This is a genomic window from Prevotella sp. oral taxon 313 (assembly GCF_003043935.1).
Lineage (GTDB): Bacteria > Bacteroidota > Bacteroidia > Bacteroidales > Bacteroidaceae > Prevotella > Prevotella jejuni.
The window spans coordinates 3,386,808-3,413,328 of sequence record NZ_PYXE01000001.1 but is presented as its reverse complement, the minus strand read 5'-3'; the positions used below and the strand labels follow the sequence as shown (position 1 = coordinate 3,413,328).

Sequence of the window (26,521 nt, the reverse complement as noted above, 5' to 3'; positions counted from 1 at the left end):
ATACAGATGAATGAAATAGAACGCAGGCGAACGTTCGCCATTATCTCTCACCCAGATGCCGGTAAGACCACTTTGACCGAGAAATTCCTTCTCTTCGGTGGTCAGATTCAGGTTGCTGGTGCGGTGAAGAGCAACAAGATACGTAAGACGGCTACGTCTGACTGGATGGACATCGAGAAGCAACGTGGTATCTCTGTATCGACCTCTGTGATGGAGTTCGACTACAAAGATTATAAGGTGAATATCCTCGATACGCCTGGTCACCAGGACTTTGCCGAAGATACTTATCGCACTCTGACAGCTGTTGACTCAGCTATCATCGTTGTCGACTCAGCCAAAGGTGTGGAGGCACAGACACGTAAGTTGATGGAGGTGTGCCGTATGCGCAACACACCAGTTATCATCTTTATCAATAAGATGGACCGTGAAGGTCGCGACCCGTTCGAGGTGTTAGACGAATTGGAGGAAGAACTCAAGATTAGTGTACGTCCACTTTCATGGCCTATCGGTCAAGGTCAGCGTTTCAAAGGTGTGTATAACATCTACGAGCAACAGCTGAACCTCTTCACACCTAACAAACAGCGTGTGACCGAGAAGGTTGAGGTAGACATCAACTCGAATGACTTGGACGAGCAAGTAGGTGCTGAGTTTGCTGAACAGCTACGCAACGACCTCGAATTAGTAAATGGTGTTTACCCAGATTTCGACGTCGAGGCTTATCGTCGTGCGGAGGTTGCACCAGTGTTCTTCGGCTCTGCATTAAATAACTTTGGTGTACAAGAATTACTCGATTGCTTCGTTGAAATAGCCCCAAGTCCACGTCCTACTAAGGCTGAAGAACGTGTTGTTGAACCTACTGAACCAAAGTTTACTGGCTTCATCTTTAAGATTACAGCCAATATCGACCCTAATCATCGCAGTTGTATTGCCTTCTGTAAGGTGTGTTCGGGTAAGTTCCAACGCAACCAACCTTACCTCCATGTGCGTAATGGGAAGACGATGCGCTTCTCCTCCCCTACTCAGTTTATGGCACAACGTAAGAGTACTGTAGAGGAGGCTTACCCAGGTGACATCGTTGGTCTGCCTGATAGTGGTGGTGTCTTTAAGATTGGTGACACACTAACTGAGGGAGAAAACATCCACTTCCGTGGTCTGCCAAGTTTCTCTCCAGAACTTTTCAAATACATTGAGAACGATGACCCAATGAAGTCTAAGCAGTTCCAAAAAGGTATCGAACAGCTGATGAATGAAGGTGTCGCACAGTCTTTCGTAAACCAATTCAACAACCGTCGTATCGTGGGAACCGTTGGACAGCTTCAGTTTGAGGTTATTCAATATCGATTGGAACATGAATACAATGCGAAGTGTCGTTGGGAACCAGTACACCTCTACAAAGCTTGCTGGATTGAGGCTGATGATGAGGCAGAGTTAGAGAACTTTAAGAAGCGTAAATACCAGTATATGGCTAAGGATATTGAGGGGCGTGATGTCTTCCTCGCAGACTCTGGTTACGTGCTAAGTATGGCACAACAAGACTTTGAACATATCCGTTTCCACTTTACAAGTGAGTTCTAAACTTAGGACAAGATAAAATTAAAGCGCCAAAGAGTATGTCAATTCTTTGGCGTTTTTTATATGACAGAACGAGTTAAAGGGGAGCTTTGTTATTCGCTTATACTAAAGAGATTACGCTGCTGGGCTTATTTTCCTTAGCACACGCACCTGAGGTTTCTCTTTATGAGTAATCAATATCATCTTAGCATAGAAAAGGTAAAACCCTTTCCTAACCATTTACAGCTCCTACCCTACCGTTATATTACATGGCATTTTAGGTAGAATACACCTACTCAACTAACTTTTCGAGTGATGCTTCAAACGCTCTTCTCACATCTCGAAGGTAACATTATCACCATAAAAAAACATTACACATCATCGAGCTTGTCTCATTCAGAATAGGAATGACATATCTCACTAAAACGAGCTTATAACGCCCACGGAATCAGACTATTACACACAGCCTTCAAGAGGACGCCCTTCTTGCCCCAAGAAGGGCGTCTTCTATAGGCAAGAAGGGCATGTTCTTGAATAAAGAAGAGCCTCTTCTTTGCTCCCCTCTATCCTCTCTCCAAACAATGATGGTCGTGATTACCAAAATAAAGCAATCTTTTCTTCCTACATGTTTAGCGTCCTATCTCCTTTTATCAGCCACCTTATAGAAGAAAGCTCACATTCTCCTCCCCGCTACTATCGGCGAGGAGTCAGAGGTGAGGCTACCTTCATTGGGGTAACCTCACTAATCATGTCTCTCCTTTCGGTGAAGGGAAAGGAGAGAAAAAAGTACTCCTATTACTTTTGTAACCTCTATCAATCAATATATCGGAACTGCAAAATTGTTGGTATTCAACGTGTACACTACATGTATCAAACAGCAACACCACCTGTACAATCCCTTTATCTATCAATTAGAGATTAAGAGAGGTATTCATAGATGGTATCCTCCATATCGACAGATGTCAAGGTCGACTTTATACAGAAGATAATTACCCAACAGTACGATAGTTTGTCTATTTCCGAACAAACTTCTTACCGTTCTGTATAACTACACCTTTATAATCCTTGCTTACACGCTGACCAGCAAGGTTATAGATTGGTGCTTTATCATTAACCTCACTATTATGGACTTCCTTTATACCTGCAGGGTCACTCTTCAAAGTAACGGTAATCTTCTTAACACGTACCTGATGACCAGAAGTCTTAAACTCTACTGACTTTTCATCTCCTGCCCATGTTACATTAACTTTATCATCTGAAATTGTCAAACCAGTCATAGATGAATCAAAGCCATCACCTAAGTATATCTTCTTACCATACTTGATTTTATCACATATAAAAGCTACATTCACTATATTTGCACCTGATGAAGAAATCGTGGTTGTGGCATTCTTATACAGACGATAAGATTGACTTTCATTCAATTTACCAATAGTAAGAGTAATGGTTACTCCCTCTTTTTCAATTGTTAGTCCATCAGCAGTATCTTGACCAGCCTCAAAAGTCACAGTATTCTGGGCAAAAGATAAAGAACTAACAGCAGTTAATGCTGCTACAAAAGCAAAGCGTAAAATTCGATTCATAATAAATTAGTTTAATTAATATAAAGGTTTAAATACAATGCAAATATAGGTAATAATTATGATATATGCAATTATTAATCAAAGTATAGCCATTTATTTATCCTCTTCGACATGTATAAGCAAAGTTCACATAAACACATGTGTGCGCTTACAATGTTAAAAACATCTTTTTTTATTGGTAAAATTTGCTTTATTACATTATTTGCCCTATATTTGCGATGTGTTTTTCATTGATTTAGATATTCTGCTAAATCATGTTCGAGGTTGGTAGCTTCCTGCACCAACCTCTTTTTTTTATCATCTTAAACAAAATCCTTAGCGAATGTTCCCCATATTCTGTATAGACAAGAAAAGTAAAAACGAAGTTTCCTGTCATATCTGTCATCACTTTCAAAGAGCTAAACAACTTATTTACAATACTATACGAGTAAATGTTAAAATGACAGCAACTAACATTAAAACTAAATTCGTATATATTGATACTTTTCCTTCTCTATTTTAGTTTCTCATCCTTTCATAGATTCTAACTCATATTTGCCACCACCCTTACTCGAATAATTAGATTAATTCGTAGTTCACTTCTACAGTCTTCGAGGGATTAGAGTCACTCGTAGCACTGTCCCTTCTTCCATCAGAAAAATACTGATTTACTTGACAAGTAACAAATGATTACTTATCTTTGTACCAGTTTTTAAACCTAAGTCTATGAAACTGAATAAGCTTTTTATCTTACTATTAGCCGTAATCTACCTATCTGGTTGTGGCAAAACAATTCTGCCCTCCGAGAATGATCAGGAAGAAGAAACAGAGAAAGAAACACCTTCTTCAACGCCTGTCGACGACGAAACCGTCTATAGTGTGGAGGAGTTCATCGAAGGAAACTTTGGAGACAAAGCTGTTTGGGTACAGGGTTATATCGTTGGCGCATGTAAACGAAGTATCAAACAAGCCGAATGGGAACCTCCCTTCTCGTATAATACGGCTATCTTGTTGGCTGATAGCCCAGAAGAATCAGACCCTGATAAGGTTATATCCATTCAGATGGTTAACAAACAAATGAAAGAAAACATTGCCTTAGATAGTAATCCACAAAACTATGGACGGCAGATAGCTTTCTTAGGCATTAAACAGAAATACTTAGGAATACCAGGTATAAAAAAGCACATATTGGCCATTGAATGGCTTGACGAATGACTTTTTTATATGAAACATTTGCTCTAAAAGAGAAAAATGATTATATTTGCAACACCAAATAATTGTAAAAGTTAGAAAAGCCTATCGACATACTTCTACTTCATAAGAAAGAGAATTAAAAATGAAGAAACTGAATGAGATGACCGACGAGCAGTTGGCATTGTCATACATTGAAGGAAGCAACGATGCATTCGACCTGTTGCTGTCACGCAATCAGTCGAAACTCTTCTCGTATATTCTATTCGTTGTGCATGATAGGGATGCTGCTGATGACTTGTTTCAAGAGACTTTCGTAAAGATTATCACGAAGTTGCAACAGGGCAGATACTCACCAACTGGTAAGTTCTCTGCATGGGTTATGCGTATCGCTCATAACGTTATCATGGATTGGTATCGTGCACAACGTGCTGACAAGGTGATTGACGCACCCAAAGACAACGACCTATCCAATGTTGGTGGTGACGATACTGTCATTGACAACATTGAGTGTCAGTTCATTAACAGCCAGACGCTCTCTGACGTAAAGCGCATGATGAATCTTCTTCCAGCGACACAGCGTGAAGTGGTATTTATGCGTTTCTATCAAGAGATGTCGTTTAAGGAGATTGCTGAGACTACAGGTGTTAGCATTAATACCAGTCTTGGTCGGATGCGTTATGCCATCTTCAACCTAAGAAGAATGGTTCGCGAACACAAGGTGAACCTACAGTTAGCATAAAGATTTACACCTCTTTGAATTAATTATAAAATGTCCCTCGCTTGTTTCTCTACAATGTAGTTGAAACAAGCGAGGGTCGCCTTATACCTTATAATTATCTATGCAACTGCTTGAGAGAGTGGATTGTTGCTTTTGGGTCAGCTGCCTTAAAGACATAACTACCACTAACAAGTATGTCGACGCCTGCCTCCACTAAACGAGGGGCTGTCTCTGCTTGTACTCCACCATCTACCTCTATCAAGGCTTTACTACCTTCACACTCTATCAGTTGACGAAGACGTTGAACCTTCTTAATACTGCTTTCGATGAATTTCTGTCCTCCAAAACCAGGATTAACACTCATGAGCTGAACGATATCTACGTCGCCAATGATATCCTCAAGTACATTGACAGGTGTTGAAGGATTAAGGGTTACACCCGCCTTCATCCCTGCATCGTGAATAGCCTGTATCGTTCGATGTAAATGAACACATGCCTCATAGTGGACATTCATGATTGCAGCACCCGACTTGGCGGTCTGTTGGATATAATTCTCTGGATGAACAATCATCAAATGAACATCCATAGGCTTCTTACAAACCTTTCCGACAGCATCGAGTATAGGGAATCCAAAAGAGATATTAGGAACGAAGACACCATCCATAACATCCATGTGGAGCCAATCGGCCTCACTTTCGTTAATCATTTCAATCTCCTTATCCAAATGAAGGAAGTTAGCAGAGAGTAAAGAAGGTGATACTATTGTTTCCATATAAGACTTAGTTCAAGCAAAAGGTTTGCATTTTTCCATTAACTTTAATTACCCGATAGGTATAAGCTATCTGTCGGATGAGGTTAAGCGTCTTCTCAGACGGCTTAAGTTCTTCTGAAGTAAATATTCTTACCATAGGCTGGAAATGTTTTATTGAGAGTTATTATATCTTCTAAACGATATAAATTAGATATTATTATATCTCTTTACAAGAATATTTCTTCTTTATATGTATTAATTCTATCAGAATACTCTTGCATTGCTCCTTTTTACCCATCTTTCCCTTGAAGATACAAGCTTTTCTCTATCCCACAGGCTAATAATTCGATAATTTTATGTAAGTTTGTAGCGTAAAAGTATTTGAGAATTTTATATCTATATGATTATAAAGGTATGTGGCATGCGTGATGCCCGCAATATTCACGAGGTTTCTCAACTTGGCATAGACTGGATAGGTTTGGATTTCATTCCTAACAGCGAACGTTATGTGAGTCAAATAGCATCATGTGCGGGGATAATTCCTGACTATAGTAGCCTTTCTGACCTGTCTTCAGACAAACTATCCCAACAGAAAAAAGGTCCTGTTCTTTGTGGAGTCTTTGCTGATGACATGCCACAGAATATTGTTACACGTGTTGTTAATTTCAATCTTGATGTTGTTCAGCTCAATGGAGACGAGAGTAGCGTGATGATTGACAATCTTCGTCGTACTCTTGACCCAGACATTCATGCGGGAATTAAGATGATGAAGCGTCTTGTCATCACAAAACGTGAGGACATAGAGAAATACAAGGAATATGCTGAGGGAGTGGATTATTTCCTCTTCGAACTCCAAGAACATCTAAAGGATTGGAGCTTTTTAGAAGCGTACGACGGGAAAGTTCCTTTCCTTGTAAGTGGAAATATTGGTGCTGAAGATATTGAGAATATCAAAAAGCTCTCCCACCCTCTATTCTATGGTATCAGTGTGAACGAGAAGTTTGAGAGCGCACCAGCAGTAAAGGACGTTGCATTACTGAAGGACTTTCTTGAAAAGATAAAGTAAGGTTCGTCGATTAAAAGGTTGATACACGAATGAAAACAAATTGTGTTATCATTGATAACTACGATTCTTTCACCTATAATCTTGTTCATCTCATAAAGGAGTTGGGAGCTGATGTGACGGTAGTTCGTAACAATCAGTTCTCCCTTGAAGACTTGAATGCTTACGACCGTATCGTTTTGAGTCCAGGCCCTGGGGTTCCTTCAGAAGCAGGCCTACTATTGGATGTTATTCATCGGTATGCTGGCGTAAAACCTATCTTGGGCGTTTGCTTGGGCCATCAAGCTATTGGCGAGGTGTTCGGAGCAAAGTTGAAGAATCTTTCTGACGTCTTTCATGGTGTGACAACAAAAACAACACAAGTCGTTGATACCCCTTTGTTTGACGGTCTTCCCAAACATTTCCTTGTGGGAAGATATCATAGCTGGGTCGTAGAAAGGACCAACTTTCCTGATTGCTTGGAGGTTATCGCTGAAAGCAAGGAAGGATTAATCATGGCATTACGCCATAAGACGCATAATATATATGGTATACAGTTCCACCCAGAAAGTGTTTTAACACCTGATGGGAAGAAGATTATGGCGAATTGGTTACGCATCTAACAAATAATAAATCTTGTACTTTACTATGACAAAAGCGACAAGCTATACAGACGAAGTCATTGACGACGGAGCACCGTGGTATGCTGTGAAACTATTCACACTGAAACTTGAAGAAGTCAGAACCTATTTTAAAAGTCATAACTTGGAATCTTTCGTTCCTGAACAGTATGTTGACATTGAGGGACGAGACGGTAAACCACACACTGTTCTTCGTCCTGTTGTTCGCAATCTTATCTTCGTAAAAAAACCAGATGAAGACATCTCGTTCTTGAAGATAGTACAGGAAGCTAACTATAAGATTAGCGTTGTAAAGAAAGCTAAGGATTCAAGAGAGTATGCGCTTATCCCTCATAACCAGATGTATGAGTTCCGTTTGATGTGTAATCCTGAAATAACGATGCGCAAGTTCCTCTCTTCTGACGAGGCACAAATGAAAGCTGGAGATGAAGTTCTTGTTAAGTTTGGACCATTAAAAGGGATGACAGGTCGTCTGGTGCGCTCAAGTAAGAAGTATTATCTCCTAAAAGAAATACCAGGTATAGGCGTGATGCTCAAAGTCTCCCGCTGGTGCTGCGTACCAATGGAGGGGAAATAGCAGTCGACAACTGCTTTACAAGAAAGCCTATAATAACATTACCTCAAATATTAAGCATACCATTAAGTAACCGTAACTCCCTAAATATAAATTTCTAACAGCTATCATTAATAACAAAAATAACATCAAACAATTTATAAGAATAAGCGTTGTCCTTGCCTCACAAACACCTATTATCAAATTAGTCTCATTATAAAAATATTTTTCTTCATACCAAGAAACATTTACTTTCGTGGTAATATTCTGCAGAAGAAAGCAATAGACTTGAACGACTTTAGCATTTTATTCTATCATGAAATGTAGACATAGCCTTTAAAGGTATAAAAGAAACGCTCATATAACATGGCGGATAAATGAGGGCACATGCTATATGAGCGTTATATGTATGTTATATAAAAGTCTTACTTAGCCTTAGTTTCTTCCTTAACAGGCGAAGCGGCCTTCTTAGCAGGAGCTTTCTTGGCAGGCTTCTTAGCTATAGCTTTTGATGTAGCAGCCTTCTTGGCAGGTGATTTCTTCTCTAACTGCGCACGAAGTTTGTCACCTTCTTCCTCCAACTTCTCAACCTTTGCTTGAAGATTACTAATATCATTCGTTCTCATTTCAATCTCATCACCCTGGTTGCGAATAGTAGTTAGCAATCCATTCAACTCCTCATTGTCTATCTCAGCAGGATAAAGAGTATTGACACGGTTTAGGAAGTCACCGAGAATATTCATATAGTTAGTGAAAGCATCAAATGGACTGTCATAGATACCACGGTCCATACCAACACGTGAAGGTTTGGTCGACATAAAGCGGAAGTTGTCACTTGCCTGCAGATAGTCCCAATCCTGATTGATACGTGGGTCGTTAGCAATACGTACACGGTCGGCAATACTATACAACTTATTGAACGCTTCACGCTGCATTGGGTTACCCAACCATGTGCTGACATCACGTTCTTCATCCATCCAACTCAATGTGTCAGGCACATAAAGGCTGTCAACACTCTTCAACTTCATGCAAATCTCTGTTGGAGTAGAGAAGGTAATACCCTGCTGCTTAGCACAAGCAGGTAACGCCTTAAAGAACTCAAGGATATTACTTGACAATGGCTGTTCGATACCGAGGGCTGAAAGGTTCATGAAGATACCAATCACTTGCTCTTCATTTGGGAGCGCAGCAATCTCTGCCATATACGTATCAGCAAACAAAGGATACCCCTCCCAGTCTGAATTGTTAAAGCGCAATGATATATCATCGCTCAATCTCACATCACGCAACAGAAGTTTTAGGTTAGGAGCAAGGGCACAGTTATATACATAATGTGGACTCTTCCAACCCAAGACATGCTTTGCACCCTCTGTCAACATTCCCTTGAAACCCATCTGAGAAGCTATCAAACCAATGTCGTCACTATAGATGAGTGAAGAATTACGCAACACCTTTGGAGTCTGACCAAAGTATTCCTTAATCTTCTGGGCCTGCCGTTTCACTTCAGACTTAAAGCTCTCCTCGTTAGCCAATGATGCTAAACCATGAGAATAAGGCTCAGCAAGAAACTCCACACAGCCCGTATTGTTCAATTCCTGCAACTTATCAAGCACCTGTGGAGCATGCATCTCAAGTTGTTCAATACCCACACCCGACAGAGAGAAGGCCACCTTAAAAGCTTTCCCATTGTCTTTAATCATCTGCAGCAGCGTGTCCAATGCAGGCATATAGCTTCTCTCGGCGATTTCCGATACTGAGCGTTCGTTCTCGAAATCGTCATAATAATAATGGTCGGTACCAATATCGAAGAAGCGGTAGCGTTTCAGGTGAATCACCTGATGTATCTCGAAATATAAACAGATTGTTTTCATTATCTTTTTTGTTTTAGTTTTAAAAGGTTATTAGTTCTCTCATGACCGCTATTGCCAGCCCAAAGTACGAAGATAAAGTTCACGAATCCATGCACCAACCTTCTCCCATGTTATCTGGTCAACCTCTTTCTTACCCTCTTCAGCAAGGTAATCGAAGAGACTCTCATTATGACAAATGGAGTAAATAGCATCAGCGAGCGCATGAATATCCCAATAATCAACCTTAATACAATTGTTGAGAATCTCGGCACAGCCACTCTGCTTAGAGATAATACTTGGTGTACCACATTGCATGGCCTCCAAAGGAGAGATACCGAAAGGCTCACTGACTGACGGCATAACATAGACATCAGATGCTTTCAGACACTCGTAAACCTCCTTTCCACGCATAAAACCAGGGAAATGGAAGCGGTCGGCAATACCTCTTTCAGCAGCCAGATAAATCATCTGGTCCATCATATCGCCTGAACCAGCCATACAGAAACGAACGTTACGTGTACGATGAAGCACCATATTGGCAGCCTCAACAAAGTATTCTGGACCTTTCTGCATTGTCAGACGACCAAGGAAAGTAACAATCTTCTCCTTTCCCTTGTGGTCAGGACGTGGAATGTCTACAATCTCCTGTGGTAAAGGATAAACGGCATTATGAACCGTAAACACTTTGCGTGGGTCCTGATAGTACTGATTGATAACGGTCTGCCGTGTAAGTTCTGACACACACATGATGCAATCAGCATTGTCCATACCATCCTTCTCGATACCATAAACAGTAGGATTAACCTTACCACGTGAGCGGTCGAAATCGGTTGCATGCACATGAATACACAAAGGTTTACCAGACACACGCTTAGCATGAATACCAGCAGGATAAGTCAACCAGTCGTGTGCATGGATAATATCAAAATCGTATGTACGTGCAACGACACCAGCAATAATCGAATAATTATTAATCTCTTCATGTAGATTAGCAGGATAACCTCCCGCAAAATCCATTGCACCAAGGTCGTTGACGTTCATATAATTGAAGTCGGCATAGATGTGCTCACGCAACTTGAAGTAAAGTTCTGGCGACATAATATTACCAAGACGTTCCTTCACATAATCATAGCCAAGTTCACGATAAGCGATTGGCACATAATTCATTGCCACAATCTCAGCGTAGGTATGGTCTTCATCACCAAAAGGATGTGGCAAGCAGAGGATTGTCTCAACATCGCCCTGCGCATGCAGACCTTCTGAAATACCAAAGTTAGCAGTTGCTAAACCGCCATATACATGAGGAGGATACTCCCATCCAAACATTAAAACTTTCATATTAGTCCCTCCTCTTAAAACTTAAACTTCTCAAGTAATTCTAACGTACGAAGCACTTCGGCTACGTTCATGGCAAAGGAGATTGCTCCACGCCCATTAAACGGTGGATTGCCGTCGAAGAGTTCAGGTAGTGTACTGAGACAATGGTTAATCATCTCGTCTTCATAACCTACCAACTGGCGTTCTACGAAGCTCAGACGTGTCTGCTTGTAAAGCTTCAAGCAGGCTTCAAGATAGAAACCACCCAACCATGGCCAAGCTGTTCCTTGGTGATAGGCAAGGTCGCGCTGACTCTGTGGACCCGTGTACATCGGATTGTATCCACCACTCTTTGGAGAAAGCGAACGCAATCCCTTTGGCGTAAGCAGCTCTCGTGTACAGACATCTAACACTCCTCTCTTCTGCTTCTGGTCAAGTGGAGAATAGTCAAGTGCCACAGCGAACACCATATTAGGGCGTACACTCCAGTCTATCATCTTACCATCAACATAATCATAAAGGTAGCCATATTCATTGAGGAATATCTCAACGAATGAAGCCTTACATTTCTCAGCAAGTGCCTCTAACTCTATTGCACGCTCTTCATTGCCACATTCCCTCTCCATAGAGGCCGTAAAACGCAGCGTGTTATACCAAAGAGCATTAAACTCAACGATATATCCAGAGCGAGGAACAACCGGCTGACCATTGTTCATGGAGTTCATCCATGTTATCGCTTCTCCTTTCGCATCTGCATAAAGCAATCCATTCTCGTCTAAAGTGAGGTTAGGGTGCTTACTTGCAAGAAGATAATCAACAATATCACGTATCAAATCCATGTATAGTTCTCTACAACGCACCTTGCCAGCTTCTTTAGCATACTGTTGTATTGCCCAAACACACCAGAGCGGAACATCAGGTTTATCCATCTCGTATATCTCCACGCTGAGTGGTTTATCCTCCATAAACTCACGTAAGCCCTTTGCTGCCGTCTGCATCACGAGTTCGAAGTAATCTTGTTCTTCGATACTCAAGGTCAGTCCAGGTAAAGCAATAAACTGGTCGCGAGCACGACACTTAAACCAAGGATAACCAGCAAGAATGTAACGTTCATCTTTCTTCGAACGGTTATGGAACTGATGGGCAGCATTGACAAGGCAATGGAAGAAATTATCACGTGGACTACGAGACTCCACCTCCTTATCAAACAGACTCTTCAGCGTTGATGGGTGACACTCTGCTGTAGATGCTGCAAAGACAATACTCTCGCCTTTGCTGATATTCATCTCAAAGTAGCCAGGGACATAAAGGTCCTCATTAGAAGCGTAACCACGCTCCTGCTCCTTCGGATATTCCAATCCACGATACCAATAAGGTTCAAAGTGAAACTCATTCTTCTTAGAGAACTGCATATAAAGCAATGGATAACCAGCATACATACAAGTGCTGATTCCATTGTCGACAACCTCATACGAGCGGTTGGCAGCACCATTCTCATGGGTAAACTGGCGCACACTGCGGAACGCAAGGAATGGACGGAACTGCAAGGTAGTCTTTGAATGTGCCTCTAATAAGGTGTAACGAATTAAGATACGGTCTTCATAGTGCTGAAAGACAACCTCTTTTTTTAACAAGACACCACCTACTCTATAAAGCGTAGTAGGCACAGTATCACAGTCGAACTCACGGATATACTTATGCCCTTGCGGACTAAAGTTATTGCCCTGATACTTATGCAAACCCAAATTGAAAGCGGCACCATGCTGAATGACGGTAGGGTCGAGAGAACTAAGAAGTACATGGTTTTCATCGTCCAATTCAGGAACTGGTACTACAAGTAGGCCATGGTACTTGCGTGTGTTACAATCAACAATCGTCGAACAAGAGTAGGCACCAGAGCGATTTGTTCGCAATAACTCTCTGGGAAGCGAATCTTGAAGATTGGTCATCAGAGCTTTTTCAAATTTTAAGTAGCTCATGTCTTTTAAGGTTTATTGTTTGGTTTTTAATTGTCCTTTGGTAGAAGTCTTTACAGACTTTGCCGTTCGGCACTCCAAAGATACAAATATTTTTCATAATGACACCATAAAGTAAGATAATATTTTCAATTATTAATGTTCGATAAAATCTTCCTCTTGTTTGCTGCCCATTATTGTCTCAGGAAATATTAGTTGTTTCCTATGTTTTGGAGTGATTAAACTTTACGGTATTTGAAGAATAAAACTACGCAAATAACAAGTTTTTTTTATTTTCATTTTGCTGTCATTTTAACATTTCCATAGAACTCATTGACAACTAACCTGTTAGCCTCTTACTAAGTATGACAGGAATGACAGCAAAATTATTTTTGCTATCAACCAGTTCTTCTGGGCTTGAATGGATTTAGACTAATTAGACCATCTCCTATCGCATTGACAAATACCATCACGCTCCAACAAGTAAACCTTATTCGCTTGGGGTATTGTATAAGATTTTAAATAACAAAAGACTGCATGAGTCACAATAGTAGATTGTAGAATAATCACTACTTAACTGCATCAACGCCACACCCCTGTGTCATATTGGCAAACCATCCACACCTGTTGTACAGAAGCCTCCCACTCACTCATTCCTCTTTTCAAGTGATGTGATAAACATGGTTCTTCAGATTTTTGGAATGATAATGATTCGCCTAAACTTAGGTCTCTAACAAAATGTCACACAGAGAAATGGAGAATACGGAGGGGTATCAAAACACATCATCGGTAGTCACGGAGGCACCGTCGGTGCGTGGAGCGACGGAGATAGGTTGCCTGTTTTTTTAGAGATTCTATACCCAGAGCATTTATTTCAAAAGTTATCAGAAATCTATACACTACACCTCCGTTGCTCTTTGTGCCATCGGCACCTCCGTGTTATTGCGTTTACCTCTGTCCTCTCCGTAACTCTGTGTGCCTTATGATATAAGAGTTTTAGTTTATCACTCCATATTTCAGCAGAACAATAAACATTCCAATCCACACATCAGAAGAGCTATTAGAACAGTGAAATATATTTACAACACAATCAACCAAACTCCCTCTACAAAGCAGTCAAACATTTCTTAAAACAAAGTTTATAACCTGCAATAAACCAGCACATTACAAGCTGAATTATAGAGTATGCCTTTCTTGCATCAAGAAAAGGCTCTTCTACATGCAAGAAGGGCGTGTTCTTGAACGTAGAAGGGCATATTCTATTCTCTTACTCGGCCCCTTTCCAAATAGAGAGGAGCACAATTACTGAAATATTCTTACAATTTCTTCCAATATGCTCAGTATTCTTTCTCCCTCTATCAGTATTCTTATAGAGCCTTCTCAGCGATTATCTCTCACGGAATATCGCAGGTAATTCGTCACAGACAGAGCCGCCCTACGGGAGAAACAATCTGTAGTACGAAAGCCCTCAACAACCCAGTAGCCCCTCAAAAGACTAATCTGGAATGAGGAAATTGATAACTTCTTTTTCTACGCCAATCGTGAATGTGCCGACAGGAGTACCATTCAATAGTCGTCCGTCAACACTTACTGGTGTGTGTTCCGATAACTGTACGCTCAACTCCTGCGTACGATAAGGTAAGACATTACGATGATTTAGTATCTTATCCCTCAACAAGAGATACATACCCTCTATTGCTTGCCACATCTTTGGTTGCGATACAATGGAGACATCGAGCAACCCATTATAAGGAACAGCATTCGGTGTCTGTCCATATCCTTGAGCGTTTCCTATACAGACCGTCATCAGTCGTTGCTTGATAGTATCTGTATTAATTTTTAACGACATCAAATAGTCAATTCGTTGGAAGAGAAGTAGGATGCAAGAAAGGATGAAGGAGATTGTACGCGACACAAAGAGATGGCGCATACGACGACGCATACTCATGATATTAGCCACCATACCTATGTTCACACAGTTGAGGAAATATCGACGACAACGCTCATTCTTCTTATTCTCATAGCGAATACAGCCAATATCCACTCGTCTTACACGCTTCTGCTTGAGCCACTTAATCGTCTGCTCCACGTGTGACTCGTCAAAACCCCAGAAGTGGGCAAAGTCGTTCAACACACCATTCGGGATAACACCCAACGTTATCTTATCCCGCTCTTCTGGCTCTAACAGCATGAGATAGTTTACCGCATCATTCAATGCTGAGTCTCCACCATAGATGATAATAGTTTTGTAGCCATTACTAACCAGCATACGCACCAACCGATCTACGCTTCGTGGGTTCTCACTCTGCACCATATCAAACTCTATACCATGCGATAGTAGACAGCGTTCTGTATGTTCCCAGCGTTTTTCTGGGCTACTAAGCAATCCGTTTTTAGGGCAATAAATAATCCCCCATCTTCCTTCCTCTACCATAACTTTATAATTTCTTCTACTTTATCTTCCATCTTTTGCGCAGCATTGACCCAATGGATTGTAAATCCACGACGCTCCATACCACGAAACCACGTCATCTGTCGTTTAGCAAACTGATGTATGGCTATCTCTAACTGTCGGAACATTTCGTCGTAAGACAGCCTCCCTATGAGATATTCTGTCACATACTTATATTCCAAACCATAATAGATAAGGTCGTCAGCAGGTATGCCCTGCTTTAGTAATCCTTCTATCTCTTCAACCATTCCCTCTTTAAGACGAGCTTTCAGACGGGTGGTTATCTTCTTTCTTCGTGCCTCACGGTCGATGTCTACACCTATTATTAATGAGTCTATTGGCGGACATTGTCGTTCCTCCGTTGGCTTAGTTAGATTATAGGTTTCTATCTCAATCGCACGAATAGCCCGCTGACAAGAGTCTACATCCGTCTTGTTGTGCATGACAGAATGATTCTTTTCCTTCAACTCAACTAACATCGTGGTCAGTTCCTCAAGTGTCTTGTCTTCTAACGCTTTACGGAGTTCAGGGTTCTGTGGCACTGGTGACAGACTATACCCCTTCAGTACTGCTTCAATATAAAGGCCAGTACCACCACAGAGAATGGGCAACACTCCCCTACTCCGTATATCCTCATAACTATCAAGGAAATCCTGCTGATAGCGAAAGAGATTATACTTCGTTCCTGGTTCACATATATCTATAAGGTGATAAGGTATTGCCTGTCCTGCAACCGTGTAATCAGCCAAGTCTTTGCCCGTACCGATATCCATGCCACGATAGACCTGACGGCTGTCAGCACTGATAATTTCAGCATTGAGCCGAGCAGCTAAATGTGTAGCAAGGTCGGTCTTTCCCGACGCTGTAGGTCCAAGAATGGTTATCATACGCTTGTCGGAAGCAGTGCCAACAACAGTACTCTCACCTGTAAACTCGTTCTTCATGTCACAAAGATAACAAAAAAATCCCTGCCAGCAAGCTGACAGGGACTATTATTTTATCCGTCAACCACTCTCTACGCAAGAGAGGATTGCAGATGACCTTTCGGTTGGTATTACTTCAACTCAGCAAAGTACTTGATTGTACGAACCATCTGAGAAGTGTAAGAGTTCTCATTGTCGTACCAAGAAACAACCTGAACCTGATAGCAGTCATCGCTGATCTTGCTTACCATAGTCTGAGTTGCATCGAACAAAGAACCGAAACGCATACCTACGATATCAGATGAAACGATCTGATCCTCAGTATAACCAAAGCTCTCGTTTGAAGCAGCCTTCATAGCAGCGTTGATACCCTCAACAGTTACGTCCTTGCCCTTAACAACAGCAACGAGAATAGTTGTAGAACCTGTTGGAGTTGGAACGCGCTGTGCAGAACCGATCAACTTACCGTTCAACTCAGGTATTACAAGACCAATAGCCTTAGCAGCACCAGTTGAGTTAGGAACGATGTTGCAAGCACCTGCACGTGAACGACGGAGGTCACCCTTGCGCTGTGGACCGTCAAGAATCATCTGGTCGCCAGTGTAAGCATGGATTGTTGACATGATACCAGACTGGATTGGAGCGTATGCGTTCAATGCAGCAGCCATAGGAGCCAAGCAGTTTGTTGTACAAGAAGCTGCAGAAATAACTGTATCCTCAGCCTTCAAAGTCTTGTGGTTTGTGTTGAAAACAACTGTTGGGAGGTCGTTACCTGCAGGAGCAGAGATAACTACCTTCTTAGCACCAGCCTGGAGGTGAGCAGAAGCCTTCTCCTTAGATGTATAGAAACCTGTACACTCGAGAACTACGTCTACGTTGTTAGCAGCCCATGGGCAGTTAGCAGCGTCCTTCTCAGCAGAGATCTTGATCTCTTTACCATCTACGATGATAGAATCCTCAGTAGCCTCTACAGTGTGCTTACCCTCACCGAACTTACCAGCGAAACCACCCTGAGCAGTATCATACTTCAACAAATGAGCAAGCATCTTAGGACTTGTCAAGTCGTTAATTGCAACAACCTCATAACCTTCAGCCTCGAACATCTGACGGAATGCGAGACGACCAATACGGCCAAAGCCGTTAATAGCTACATTTACCATTTTACTTTAATTTATTTATAAAAGTGTATAAAAACTAAATTCTTTTACCTTTCGATTGAAACATTTTATCTGTTACGATTGCAAAGATACAATTTTTTTTTTATTTTTGCAGTCGCTTAGCGTATTAAATATTATAAAAAATAACTCGTTTCGCACACATAGGCAATTCTATGCAATACATTAAACCAAGATTGCAAAGTCTATATAACAAAAGAAAGGGTATTAGTATTAGCACGCAAGACAAACAATTAAATTAACAACAACATTTATTATGAGCAAACTTATTCAAGAATTCAAGGAATTCGCAGTAAAGGGTAACGCAGTTGATATGGCTGTCGGTGTAATTATCGGTGGTGCATTCGGCAAGATTGTTTCATCTATTGTAGACGACATCATCATGCCTCCTATCGGATGGCTTATCGGTGGTGTTAATTTCTCAGACTTGAAATGGACGCTGCCTGCAGTAGAGATTCCTGGTGTAACTGCTCCTGCTCCAGCTACCATCAACTATGGTAACTTCTTACAGACATTACTTAATTTCTTCATCATTGCTTTCTGTGTGTTCTTAATGGTTAAGGCTATCAACAAGCTTTCTAAGAAGAAGGAGGAGGAACCAGCTGCTCCAGCACCTGATCCAGAGCCAACTAACGAGGAGAAACTGCTCTCTGAGATTCGTGATTTGCTGAAAAACAAGTAAGCAAATCTATCAAATAAGTTTAAAAATTAAAACTCAAGGTTTCAATTGGAACCTTGAGTTTTTTCACTATTAATCTTCAACTACAACACCATTCTCATAACGTACTCCATCTCTTTTATATTTAAGGGTACCATTAATACAAAATGTTATATTAGCAATATTACTAAACGTGAAATTATTGAACTGCAAAGTTATATATTTTTTATCAACAGATACTACCTTTATACTTCCACTAAGTTCCTTATAACTATACGGGTGTACACTTGCTTCCAAATAATATTTAAAGTCTCTTACTGATGTCCTATCTGTAATATCCTCTCCAACTGTTAATTGTTCTTGGGACGATATAGACGTTACTATAACAAATTCGTCAGCCCCTCCAGGCTCTTTATTATCTGGGTAAAGAATCGCAGAAAAATATATATCACCAGTATTACTTTTATTAAAAAAAGATTGATAAATAAAATACTTATTCCCATCCACAGATATCGATGAAGAGTTATTAAATTCTTCATCTCTTTCTATAGTGCAAGAACTACATATTAAACTCAATATTGCTATGAAACTAAGAACAAAATATGATTTAAACTTTTTCATAAATATCAAATACTATTTTATATATAAATAATTTATTTATGCCAAATTCTCCATGACAAATTAATCATGAAATTTAAGTTTTTTATATTTGCAATTGAACTATTATCAGGTCTAAATCTACCATCTTCCAAACCATTATTGATGTTTACAAGTCCTGACTCGTATTCAAAAGACAATCTTACTTTCTCTTTAAATGCTAAACCAAATCTAAAGCCTAATCCTAAATCGATTTTTTTTAAACCATTATCAGAAAATATATTTTCTACCCCTCTTAAATCTCCACTTGTGGCATAAGCTATATAAGGACCGGCATCTGCAAATAAAGAAACTTTCTTGCCAATAGGATAACTACCCCCCACATGGATTGGGAATTCTAAATAATTAATTGTGAGATTAGAAGCTCCCGTAATGAGTCCAATCCCATCATTATCTAGATTTGCTCCCTTTTTTGAGTACAACATCCCTATATTACCATACAAATTACCTTTTGCAAAATCCTTTATAGATTTATTAAATCGGACACCTACATTATAGCCAAAATGACCACTCAAATCTGTAACTGTTGAAAAATTTAAACCTGTTGTCAAATCTAATGAGCTATTATCGAAAAAGTTTTGCGCCTGGAGAGATACACTAGACAAGGCAAAAATTATTGATAAAAATAATTTATTCATAAAATAAAGTTTTGTACTAAAGTTATAAATTAAAGAATTTAGATAAGTTATAGTCCATTAACCTGAGTATTAGACAGAAAAAAGCGAGGACTAATACTTCGTCTACGCTCCCTAAGGTATCGGCAAACACCCAAGCACATCATACACGAGTAAAAGCCCACGCCATTCGACGTGAGCATTAACTTTACTCTAATGTGCTTCTTGTAAATTTTGCCGATTTTTAGGAAGTCAGAATAACGAGTTAACGCTTATTTTCTTATATGTCTTTTCTTATCTTATGTCATAGGCAATTATTTTGTTTCATTCTGCAAATATATACAAACATTTCTAAATAACAAAGAAAAAAGAACATTTTATAGCTAAAGGACAAAATTATTAAAACCATAGAACACAAAAAATATCATCATAAACCTTCCTACATAACAAAAATAAGTTTCAAACGGTATCTAAAATGATAAAGTTTTCTCAAACAGAAGATACTTTAATGGAAGATATGAAAGTTCCCAATGCTTCATATTGTCCTTTGATTTCTAAGAGATAGATCATCTTCTTTCTTACAGGAATACAGTTATATTACAATAATAGTTTTGAAATCATTTTGCTGTCACTTTTAACATTTCTTCCAAACATAATGAAAATCAACAGGTTATAAGTGTATCTTTAATGATAGGAATGACAGGAAACTTAATTTTGAAATGATTGCTTTGTTATAGAAGAATAGGTATATGGAATCAAAAGAAGATGTATACTACACCACAGAATTATTTTCGGCAGAAGAATTTAGGTGCCACTTACACAACGACAACATACCTTATCAATATACATCCTTTTTCCATATGGAGGATGAACCACAATAAGCCATTCTTCCCATTCCTTATCAAAGTACGTCCCCAACACATAGAGTGCATAAGTCCAGCACTCATGGTGCGGATGGCATACACAAATAGTGCGGACAGTTATGGCACTCAGAGTTACTAAGTATAGGGAAACATGGTGAACACAAATAAACCTAAAAGATTATAGAGGTTTACGCCATAAAATTAAAGAGGTTTCACTCAAAATATCGAAAAAATTATTTTATCATAAATATAATTTGTTATAGATGGTAAACAACGATAGTATTAGCCAGTCAAATAAAAAAAGTTACACTCTGATTATCAACACAATAAAAGGTATCTTACAACTATAAGAACATCGTGTTCTTTGTCCACTCTAACATCATATATAAAGTTGTATAAAAAGAAATAGGGACGCAACTGCGCCCCTATCCTTTTATTTTGTCTGTTTTCCTTCTTACTCCCACTCAATTGTTGAAGGTGGTTTTGAAGAGATATCGTAACATACGCGATTAACTCCCTTTACCTTACGGATGATTTCGTTGGAAACTTCTGCCATGAAATCATAAGGGAGGTGGGCCCAGTCTGCTGTCATGGCATCCATTGATGTAACGGCACGAAGAGCAACAGGATGCTCGTAAGTACGCTCATCACCCATCACTCCCACGGAACGAATGGTAGAAAGCAACACTGTACCAGCCTGCCAAACATGGTCGTAAAGACTTGTACCATCTGGCATAGTATAGTTGTGCATCTTCTCGATATAGATGTCATCAGCATCTTGAAGGATACGCACCTTATCCCGTGTGATGTCACCTAAGATACGAACAGCAAGACCAGGACCTGGGAATGGATGACGCTTGATAAGACGTTCTGGCATTCCAAGCTCATAACCTACACGGCGAACCTCGTCCTTAAAGAGCCAGCGGAGTGGCTCACAAAGCTGAAGATGCATCTCCTCAGGAAGTCCACCTACATTATGATGACTCTTGATTACCATACCTGTAATGCTAAGACTCTCAATACGGTCTGGGTAGATAGTACCCTGTGCAAGCCACTTAGCATCGGTAATCTTCTTAGCCTCAGCATTAAACACCTCAACAAAGTCACGACCAATAATCTTACGCTTCTGCTCTGGGTCGGTAACACCAGCTAAATCCTTAAAGAACTGCTCTGATGCATCAACGCCGATAACGTTCAGTCCGAGTCCCTTATAGGCTTCCATCACCTTTGTAAACTCGTTCTTACGGAGCATACCGTGGTCTACGAATATACAAGTAAGGTTCTTGCCGATAGCCTTATTGAGCAATACTGCACAAACAGAAGAGTCAACACCACCAGAAAGACCAAGGATAACACGATCGTTACCCACCTGCTCACGAATCTCCTGAACTGCACTCTCTACAAATGAAGCTGCACTCCACTCCTGCTTGCTGCCACAGATATTCACAACGAAGTTCTTCAACAGCTGCTTACCCTGCAATGAGTGGTAAACCTCTGGGTGGAACTGTACTGCCCATACAGGCTGTGTCTTTGATGCAAAAGCAGCATACTTAACGTCGCCTGTAGAAGCTATAATATCGTAATCCTCTGGGATTGCTGTAATCGTATCACCGTGACTCATCCATACTTGCGAGCCTTTCTCAAAGCCTGCAAAAAGGCGGTTATTAAGGTCGATATGCTCTAAGTTGGCACGACCATACTCACGTGTACCCGTCTGTTCAACCTTACCTCCATTTGAATGAGAGATGTACTGTGCCCCATAACAGATGCCAAGGACAGGTATCTTACCGATAAATTGACTGAGATCTACCTTAAACGCCTCTGGATCATGTACGGAGTAAGGTGAACCAGAAAGGATAACACCAATCACAGAGGGGTCGTCCTTCGGGAACTTGTTGTAAGGAAGGATCTCGCAGAAGGTATCCAACTCACGTACACGACGGCCTATAAGCTGGGTCGTTTGTGAGCCGAAATCCAAAATGATAATCTTCTGTTGCATGTAAATGAATATATTTAAAGAATATCAGTTCTCCGTCTTGGAGCTTCGATACTCTGAATTTGCTATAAAGTCTTCAGCAGCTTGTAAACTGTTGAGTTTGCCTACATCAAGCAGATGGAGGTCGGTCTTCAACTCTCCACGGATATCCAGTCTGTCACAGTTGTTAAGGTAGAACTCCATAATTGGGAACTTATTCTCATCAACAGCCTCAACAGCTTGTACCGCAGAAGGTGCTAACACGTGAATACCAGAGAAGGCACAGAGGTAGCAACTATGCTGAAAATAAGAACTTTCAGCCTCTGTCGGTGATACAAAATGTAGCTGACGTATCTCGTCATGAGGTGATTTTACCTCGCCTGTAGCCACATTCGTCCAACCTACTAAGCGCATATTGCTATCGAATATCAAGTAACGTTGCGTCACACGACGGCTTACCAGTAGTAAGGCATCGGCCTTTATCTCCAAAGCATGGCGATAGAAAGCAGCTAAATCCACATTACTTAATATATCAACATTGTGTATCAACACTGGTAATTGCCGATTAAAAAGCGAAGCAGCTCGCTTGATACCACCACCGGTGTCAAGGAGCTGCTCTGTTTCATCAGACACATAGATATCCACACCATAGTTGTGTGCATCCAAATAGTCTGTTATCTGGTTTGCAAAATGATGTACATTAACAACCATACGACTGCATCCAGCATCTATTAATCTCCTGATTACATGCTCAAGCAGTGGCGCACCTCCCACCCTTACCAACGCTTTTGGCATTGTGTCAGTAAGCGGTTTCAAACGGGTACCGAGTCCGGCTGCAAAAATCATTGCCTGCATTTACTTTTCTTTTTATGCCTACAAAATTAATGCTTTTATTTCAGTTAACAAAGGAATGACGGACTTAAATCAAAAAGAAAGAGCTTTACGCTCATAACTATCACTTTATATAAGGTTGTATGCTACAAATGGAAAAAAGACCACAACAGTCTTATTCCTCCAGTTTCCATTGACATTTCTTCATATCTACACAGCCATTTGCACGGAAGGTTATCCCTTCAGCTTCCAACAGACTGCGCTGTTCTTCCCAACAAGGAGCCGTACGTCCACTACTATTTACGACTCGATGACATGGCAAATGTTCGGTTTCAGATACGCCATGAAGCATCCTCCCCACTAAACGAGCATGTCGGGGACAACCAACAAGCCACGCTACCTGCCCATAACTCAGTACACGCCCGCTCGGAATAGACGCCACAACCTCATAGACTTCTTTGCGAAACGCCTCTATATCTATAGCCATTCTCACTCCAAATTGTCCTAATGAAAAAGGAGCGAAAGGAATTAGTAGGGGTTAAGCCGATACCATTCATATCCTTGCATTGCTGCCCTCCGAAAAGAAACAGTAATGGCTTAACCCCACTAAAACCTTCAACTCCTAAAAGATTGTCCCACAAGGAACTATTAAAACTTACTTATCAGCTATTGATTAGAGCTCAGCCTCCACAGCCTTCTGAACCTCCTTGAGGTCTACTGTAGGCTCGAAGCGTGCAACAACCTCGCCATTGCGGTTAATGAGAAACTTGGTGAAGTTCCACTGAATGTCGTTCTGCTTACGAGGCTCTGTGTTTGCCTTGTTATAAAGGTCTTCCATTATAGCAGCCAACTTCTCCTCGTATGCGCCACCAGCATAGCCCTTCTCGCTCTTCAACCATGTGTAAAGAGGAAGCTCGTTAGCACCGTTCACATCACTCTTCTTGAACTGTGGGAAGTCAGTTCCAAACTTTGCTGTACAGAACTCGTGAATCTCCTCGTCTGTACCTGGAGCCTGATGACCGAACTGATCACATGGAATATCGAGAATCTCAAGACCCTTCTCTTTCAGACTGCGGTACATAGCCTCCAACTCCTCATACTGTGGAGTGAAGCCACAACCCGTTGCTGTGTTTACAATAAGGAGTACCTTACCCTTATATGTCTCAAGACTTACCTCATTACCCTTCTTGTCCTTCAAATTGAAATCATAAACTGTTGCCATAATTCTTTACTCTTTATTAAATTCTACAATTATATTTTTATACCGTATAAACTGTCGGCATCACATCCACTTGCAATGCTTTTACAGATTAATCGTCTTTACAATCTTTCTTATCTAAATCTTGCTAAACCATTATTCTTATTTGCAAAGATATAAAAAGAAACTTATATCGCAAGCGACTGCATGTTATTTTTAACATCATTTTGCACCTTCTACCCACTTACTAACCCTTATCAATCTTCTTCTACGGGTAGTATTATCCTGCTTCTCCCTTATCGGCCTTATTTACCCCATGAGTCTTATTAACCCTATAAAGGCAACCTCACCTCCAGTCACTCTGCGCATGATGCAAAGAATAGAATGTGAGTTTATCTCTATAAGACTGCTGATAAAAGGGGATGAAATACTAAATATATAGGTAGAAAACATAAAGATATTTCACTAACCATTCTCTCTTTCATCCGAGAAGAGGCCGAATTTAAGTCAAGAAGAGGCCTAACAACGATAAAGAATATGCCCCTCTTGCACATAGAAGACGCCCTTCTTGAGGCAAGAAGGGCGTCTTCTCCAACGCTATTTGTAATATACTGATTTACTGTATATTACAAACTCGTTTTTAAGGGATATCATACAACCACATAGAGCATACTTAGCTCTTCACGGTGTAATACTTTCTTACTCTTTTACAAACTCTTCTGTCCCCTATAACGAAAGGTTTTGAATGACACTCGTGAGGCAGAAAGAACCTTTTAAAGTTACTTACTAAAGTTTACCACCCTAACAAATAGATAGAAAAATAATAGTTTGTCGAATTTGCGACTCTCCGTACTGTCCTTTTCTCTATGTGACATTTAATCAGAGACTTAAGCTTAGGCGAGTCATTATTAGTCCAAATTTCTGAAGAAACCCCAAAACAGTATGGACTATACTAAACAACCATCAACACAGGACTACGAATTACACAAATTGCATGAAGACGGAGGGTACAGAAGGAAAAACACTTTTAATGTTCTCAGACATAATGACAGGAAGAGACTGAAAGCACTTACATAGACAGAATGACATAATGACATAGAGTGACTAAAAGCTCTGAACTTTTGGAGATTTTAATGTTCACAGACAGAATGACATAATGACATAGAGTAACCGAAAGCTCTTACATAGACAGAATGGCATAATGGTTAAGACTGGATAAGGGGCAGAATAAAAATGGTTTTGAATATGTATAAGATATTAAACCTTTGTTATTTAGTGTTGTATCAATTGCTTTTATGAAATTATATGATTACTTTTAACAACAAAAATGACAACAGATTGCAAATCTTCCTCTTCTTCCAAAGAGCAAGACTGTTTTACAGCCACACGCAGAGGAGACTTCAAAACGTTGTTAGGGGTTTTCTCTTTTTTGTTTCTCATACGTGAGGGAAATTAAGATGACCTCGTTTTCTTTTTTTTCTAACTACTTTAAAATTATCTATCATGAGTTCATTTAGAGCAACATTGGAATTAGGTGGCAAGGAGTACGACGTACTCTATTCTAACTACGAGTTCAGTCGTACGACTGACAAGAAGGGTCAGCCTGCATCAAGCATCTCTGGTGGCCGTATCAGTGTCACTATCGAGTCTACTGATGACACTTCTACTATCGAGGCTATGCTCAACAGTCAGTTCAAGCCTGTTGAGGGTAAGATTGTTTACAAGAAGAGTGAGGAGGATGCTAAGATGAAGGAGATCTCTTTCAAGAATGCTTACATCGTTCATTACAAGGAGACACTCGACGTTAACAACGAGGCGCCGATGACCATTGCGATGACCTTCTCTGCTGAGAATATCACCGTGGGTAATGCCGAGCTCGATAACCGTTGGCCTCGCACATAGGTCTAAGAAACTTAAGGACTGTGTCGGGCTACGTGCTTGACATGGTCCTTTTAGCTTTCTATTTAGGTCTCACCGCAGTAGGACATACCTATAAGCTGCTGAGGTCGCCACCTTATTATATATAGGGAACAAATCTTAT

The 26,521-nt window shown here is 40.4% G+C and carries 23 protein-coding genes; 8 read left to right on the top strand and 15 right to left on the bottom strand.

All coding sequences use genetic code 11. The features are described from left to right. The first annotated feature begins 6 nt into the window (after positions 1-6). Positions 7-1,575, top strand: a complete 1,569-nt coding sequence (locus AXF23_RS13390) for a peptide chain release factor 3 (RefSeq protein ID WP_009011854.1) — start codon at positions 7-9, stop codon at positions 1,573-1,575. A 989-nt stretch (positions 1,576-2,564) separates the two neighbouring features. Here the strand turns inward: AXF23_RS13390 and AXF23_RS13385 are convergent. Further along, on the bottom strand, positions 2,565-3,134 hold the full coding sequence (locus tag AXF23_RS13385) for a hypothetical protein (protein ID WP_107625646.1): 570 nt from the start codon (positions 3,132-3,134) through the stop codon (positions 2,565-2,567). A 705-nt stretch (positions 3,135-3,839) separates the two neighbouring features. Here AXF23_RS13385 and AXF23_RS13375 point away from each other — a divergent pair. Further along, on the top strand, positions 3,840-4,328 hold the full coding sequence (locus tag AXF23_RS13375; RefSeq protein ID WP_107625644.1) for a DUF6359 domain-containing protein: 489 nt from the start codon (positions 3,840-3,842) through the stop codon (positions 4,326-4,328). Between the two features lie 121 nt (positions 4,329-4,449). Then, complete coding sequence (locus tag AXF23_RS13370) at positions 4,450-5,046, top strand: sigma-70 family RNA polymerase sigma factor (protein ID WP_107625643.1); 597 nt, start codon at positions 4,450-4,452, stop codon at positions 5,044-5,046. A gap of 94 nt (positions 5,047-5,140) precedes the next feature. On the opposite strand, the gene rpe is transcribed toward AXF23_RS13370, so the two are convergent. Continuing rightward, positions 5,141-5,797 carry a ribulose-phosphate 3-epimerase gene (gene rpe, locus AXF23_RS13365; RefSeq protein WP_107625642.1) on the bottom strand — a complete coding sequence of 219 codons (657 nt, stop codon included), beginning with the start codon at positions 5,795-5,797 and terminating at the stop codon, positions 5,141-5,143. Positions 5,798-5,804: 7 nt separating this feature from the next. Then, positions 5,805-5,933 (bottom strand): hypothetical protein, encoded by a 129-nt coding sequence (locus AXF23_RS16505; protein ID WP_009011849.1) that lies wholly within the window; start codon positions 5,931-5,933, stop codon positions 5,805-5,807. 243 nt (positions 5,934-6,176) lie between these two features. On the opposite strand from AXF23_RS16505, the gene AXF23_RS13360 reads away from it, so the two are divergent. Genes AXF23_RS13360 through AXF23_RS13350 form a run of 3 tightly spaced genes read left to right on the top strand, consistent with a single transcriptional unit; the run spans position 6,177 to position 8,036 of the window. After that, positions 6,177-6,842, top strand: a complete 666-nt coding sequence (locus AXF23_RS13360; protein WP_107625641.1) for a phosphoribosylanthranilate isomerase — start codon at positions 6,177-6,179, stop codon at positions 6,840-6,842. 29 nt (positions 6,843-6,871) lie between these two features. Then, a complete protein-coding gene (locus AXF23_RS13355) occupies positions 6,872-7,441 on the top strand; it encodes an anthranilate synthase component II (protein ID WP_107625640.1) in 570 nt (189 codons plus the stop codon). Positions 7,442-7,466: 25 nt separating this feature from the next. Continuing rightward, a complete protein-coding gene (locus AXF23_RS13350) occupies positions 7,467-8,036 on the top strand; it encodes a UpxY family transcription antiterminator (RefSeq protein ID WP_107625639.1) in 570 nt (189 codons plus the stop codon). Between the two features lie 401 nt (positions 8,037-8,437). On the opposite strand, the gene AXF23_RS13345 is transcribed toward AXF23_RS13350, so the two are convergent. The 6 genes from AXF23_RS13345 to gap all read right to left on the bottom strand — a co-directional run bounded on the left by AXF23_RS13345 (position 8,438) and on the right by gap (position 17,669). After that, positions 8,438-9,883: a glycoside hydrolase family 57 protein gene (locus tag AXF23_RS13345; RefSeq protein WP_107625638.1), complete on the bottom strand. Its 1,446-nt coding sequence runs from the start codon at positions 9,881-9,883 to the stop codon at positions 8,438-8,440. 48 nt (positions 9,884-9,931) lie between these two features. Beyond that, positions 9,932-11,200: a glycosyltransferase family 4 protein gene (locus tag AXF23_RS13340; protein ID WP_107625637.1), complete on the bottom strand. Its 1,269-nt coding sequence runs from the start codon at positions 11,198-11,200 to the stop codon at positions 9,932-9,934. Between the two features lie 14 nt (positions 11,201-11,214). After that, positions 11,215-13,158 carry a glycogen debranching enzyme N-terminal domain-containing protein gene (locus AXF23_RS13335; RefSeq protein WP_107625636.1) on the bottom strand — a complete coding sequence of 648 codons (1,944 nt, stop codon included), beginning with the start codon at positions 13,156-13,158 and terminating at the stop codon, positions 11,215-11,217. Positions 13,159-14,629: 1,471 nt separating this feature from the next. After that, positions 14,630-15,568 carry a diacylglycerol/lipid kinase family protein gene (locus AXF23_RS13330; RefSeq protein ID WP_089366064.1) on the bottom strand — a complete coding sequence of 313 codons (939 nt, stop codon included), beginning with the start codon at positions 15,566-15,568 and terminating at the stop codon, positions 14,630-14,632. Beyond that, positions 15,562-16,530 (bottom strand): tRNA (adenosine(37)-N6)-dimethylallyltransferase MiaA, encoded by a 969-nt coding sequence (gene miaA / locus AXF23_RS13325; protein ID WP_107625635.1) that lies wholly within the window; start codon positions 16,528-16,530, stop codon positions 15,562-15,564. Before miaA ends, AXF23_RS13330 begins: the two co-directional genes overlap by 7 nt. A gap of 110 nt (positions 16,531-16,640) precedes the next feature. After that, on the bottom strand, positions 16,641-17,669 hold the full coding sequence (gap, locus tag AXF23_RS13320) for a type I glyceraldehyde-3-phosphate dehydrogenase (RefSeq protein ID WP_009011834.1): 1,029 nt from the start codon (positions 17,667-17,669) through the stop codon (positions 16,641-16,643). A 271-nt stretch (positions 17,670-17,940) separates the two neighbouring features. Between gap and mscL the strand changes: the two genes are divergently transcribed. Next, on the top strand, positions 17,941-18,366 hold the full coding sequence (gene mscL, locus AXF23_RS13315) for a large-conductance mechanosensitive channel protein MscL (protein ID WP_009011833.1): 426 nt from the start codon (positions 17,941-17,943) through the stop codon (positions 18,364-18,366). A 69-nt stretch (positions 18,367-18,435) separates the two neighbouring features. Here the strand turns inward: mscL and AXF23_RS13310 are convergent, their stop codons facing one another. The 6 genes from AXF23_RS13310 to AXF23_RS13280 all read right to left on the bottom strand — a co-directional run bounded on the left by AXF23_RS13310 (position 18,436) and on the right by AXF23_RS13280 (position 24,504). Beyond that, the gene (locus AXF23_RS13310; RefSeq protein WP_107625634.1) at positions 18,436-18,963 is read right to left on the bottom strand and encodes a hypothetical protein; all 528 of its coding nucleotides are present in this window, start codon (positions 18,961-18,963) and stop codon (positions 18,436-18,438) included. Between the two features lie 32 nt (positions 18,964-18,995). Continuing rightward, entirely contained in the window at positions 18,996-19,637 is a 642-nt protein-coding gene (locus AXF23_RS13305; protein WP_107625633.1) for an outer membrane beta-barrel protein, read from the bottom strand. Between the two features lie 1,293 nt (positions 19,638-20,930). After that, complete coding sequence (guaA, locus tag AXF23_RS13295; RefSeq protein ID WP_107625631.1) at positions 20,931-22,475, bottom strand: glutamine-hydrolyzing GMP synthase; 1,545 nt, start codon at positions 22,473-22,475, stop codon at positions 20,931-20,933. A gap of 24 nt (positions 22,476-22,499) precedes the next feature. Beyond that, positions 22,500-23,306 (bottom strand): sugar phosphate nucleotidyltransferase, encoded by an 807-nt coding sequence (locus AXF23_RS13290; protein ID WP_107625630.1) that lies wholly within the window; start codon positions 23,304-23,306, stop codon positions 22,500-22,502. Between the two features lie 151 nt (positions 23,307-23,457). After that, entirely contained in the window at positions 23,458-23,769 is a 312-nt protein-coding gene (locus AXF23_RS13285) for an MGMT family protein (protein ID WP_107625629.1), read from the bottom strand. Positions 23,770-23,955: 186 nt separating this feature from the next. Beyond that, positions 23,956-24,504 (bottom strand): glutathione peroxidase, encoded by a 549-nt coding sequence (locus AXF23_RS13280; RefSeq protein WP_107625628.1) that lies wholly within the window; start codon positions 24,502-24,504, stop codon positions 23,956-23,958. Positions 24,505-25,983: 1,479 nt separating this feature from the next. Between AXF23_RS13280 and tssD the strand changes: the two genes are divergently transcribed. Further along, the gene (tssD, locus tag AXF23_RS13275; RefSeq protein WP_004383461.1) at positions 25,984-26,382 is read left to right on the top strand and encodes a type VI secretion system tube protein TssD; all 399 of its coding nucleotides are present in this window, start codon (positions 25,984-25,986) and stop codon (positions 26,380-26,382) included. Positions 26,383-26,521: the final 139 nt, after the last annotated feature.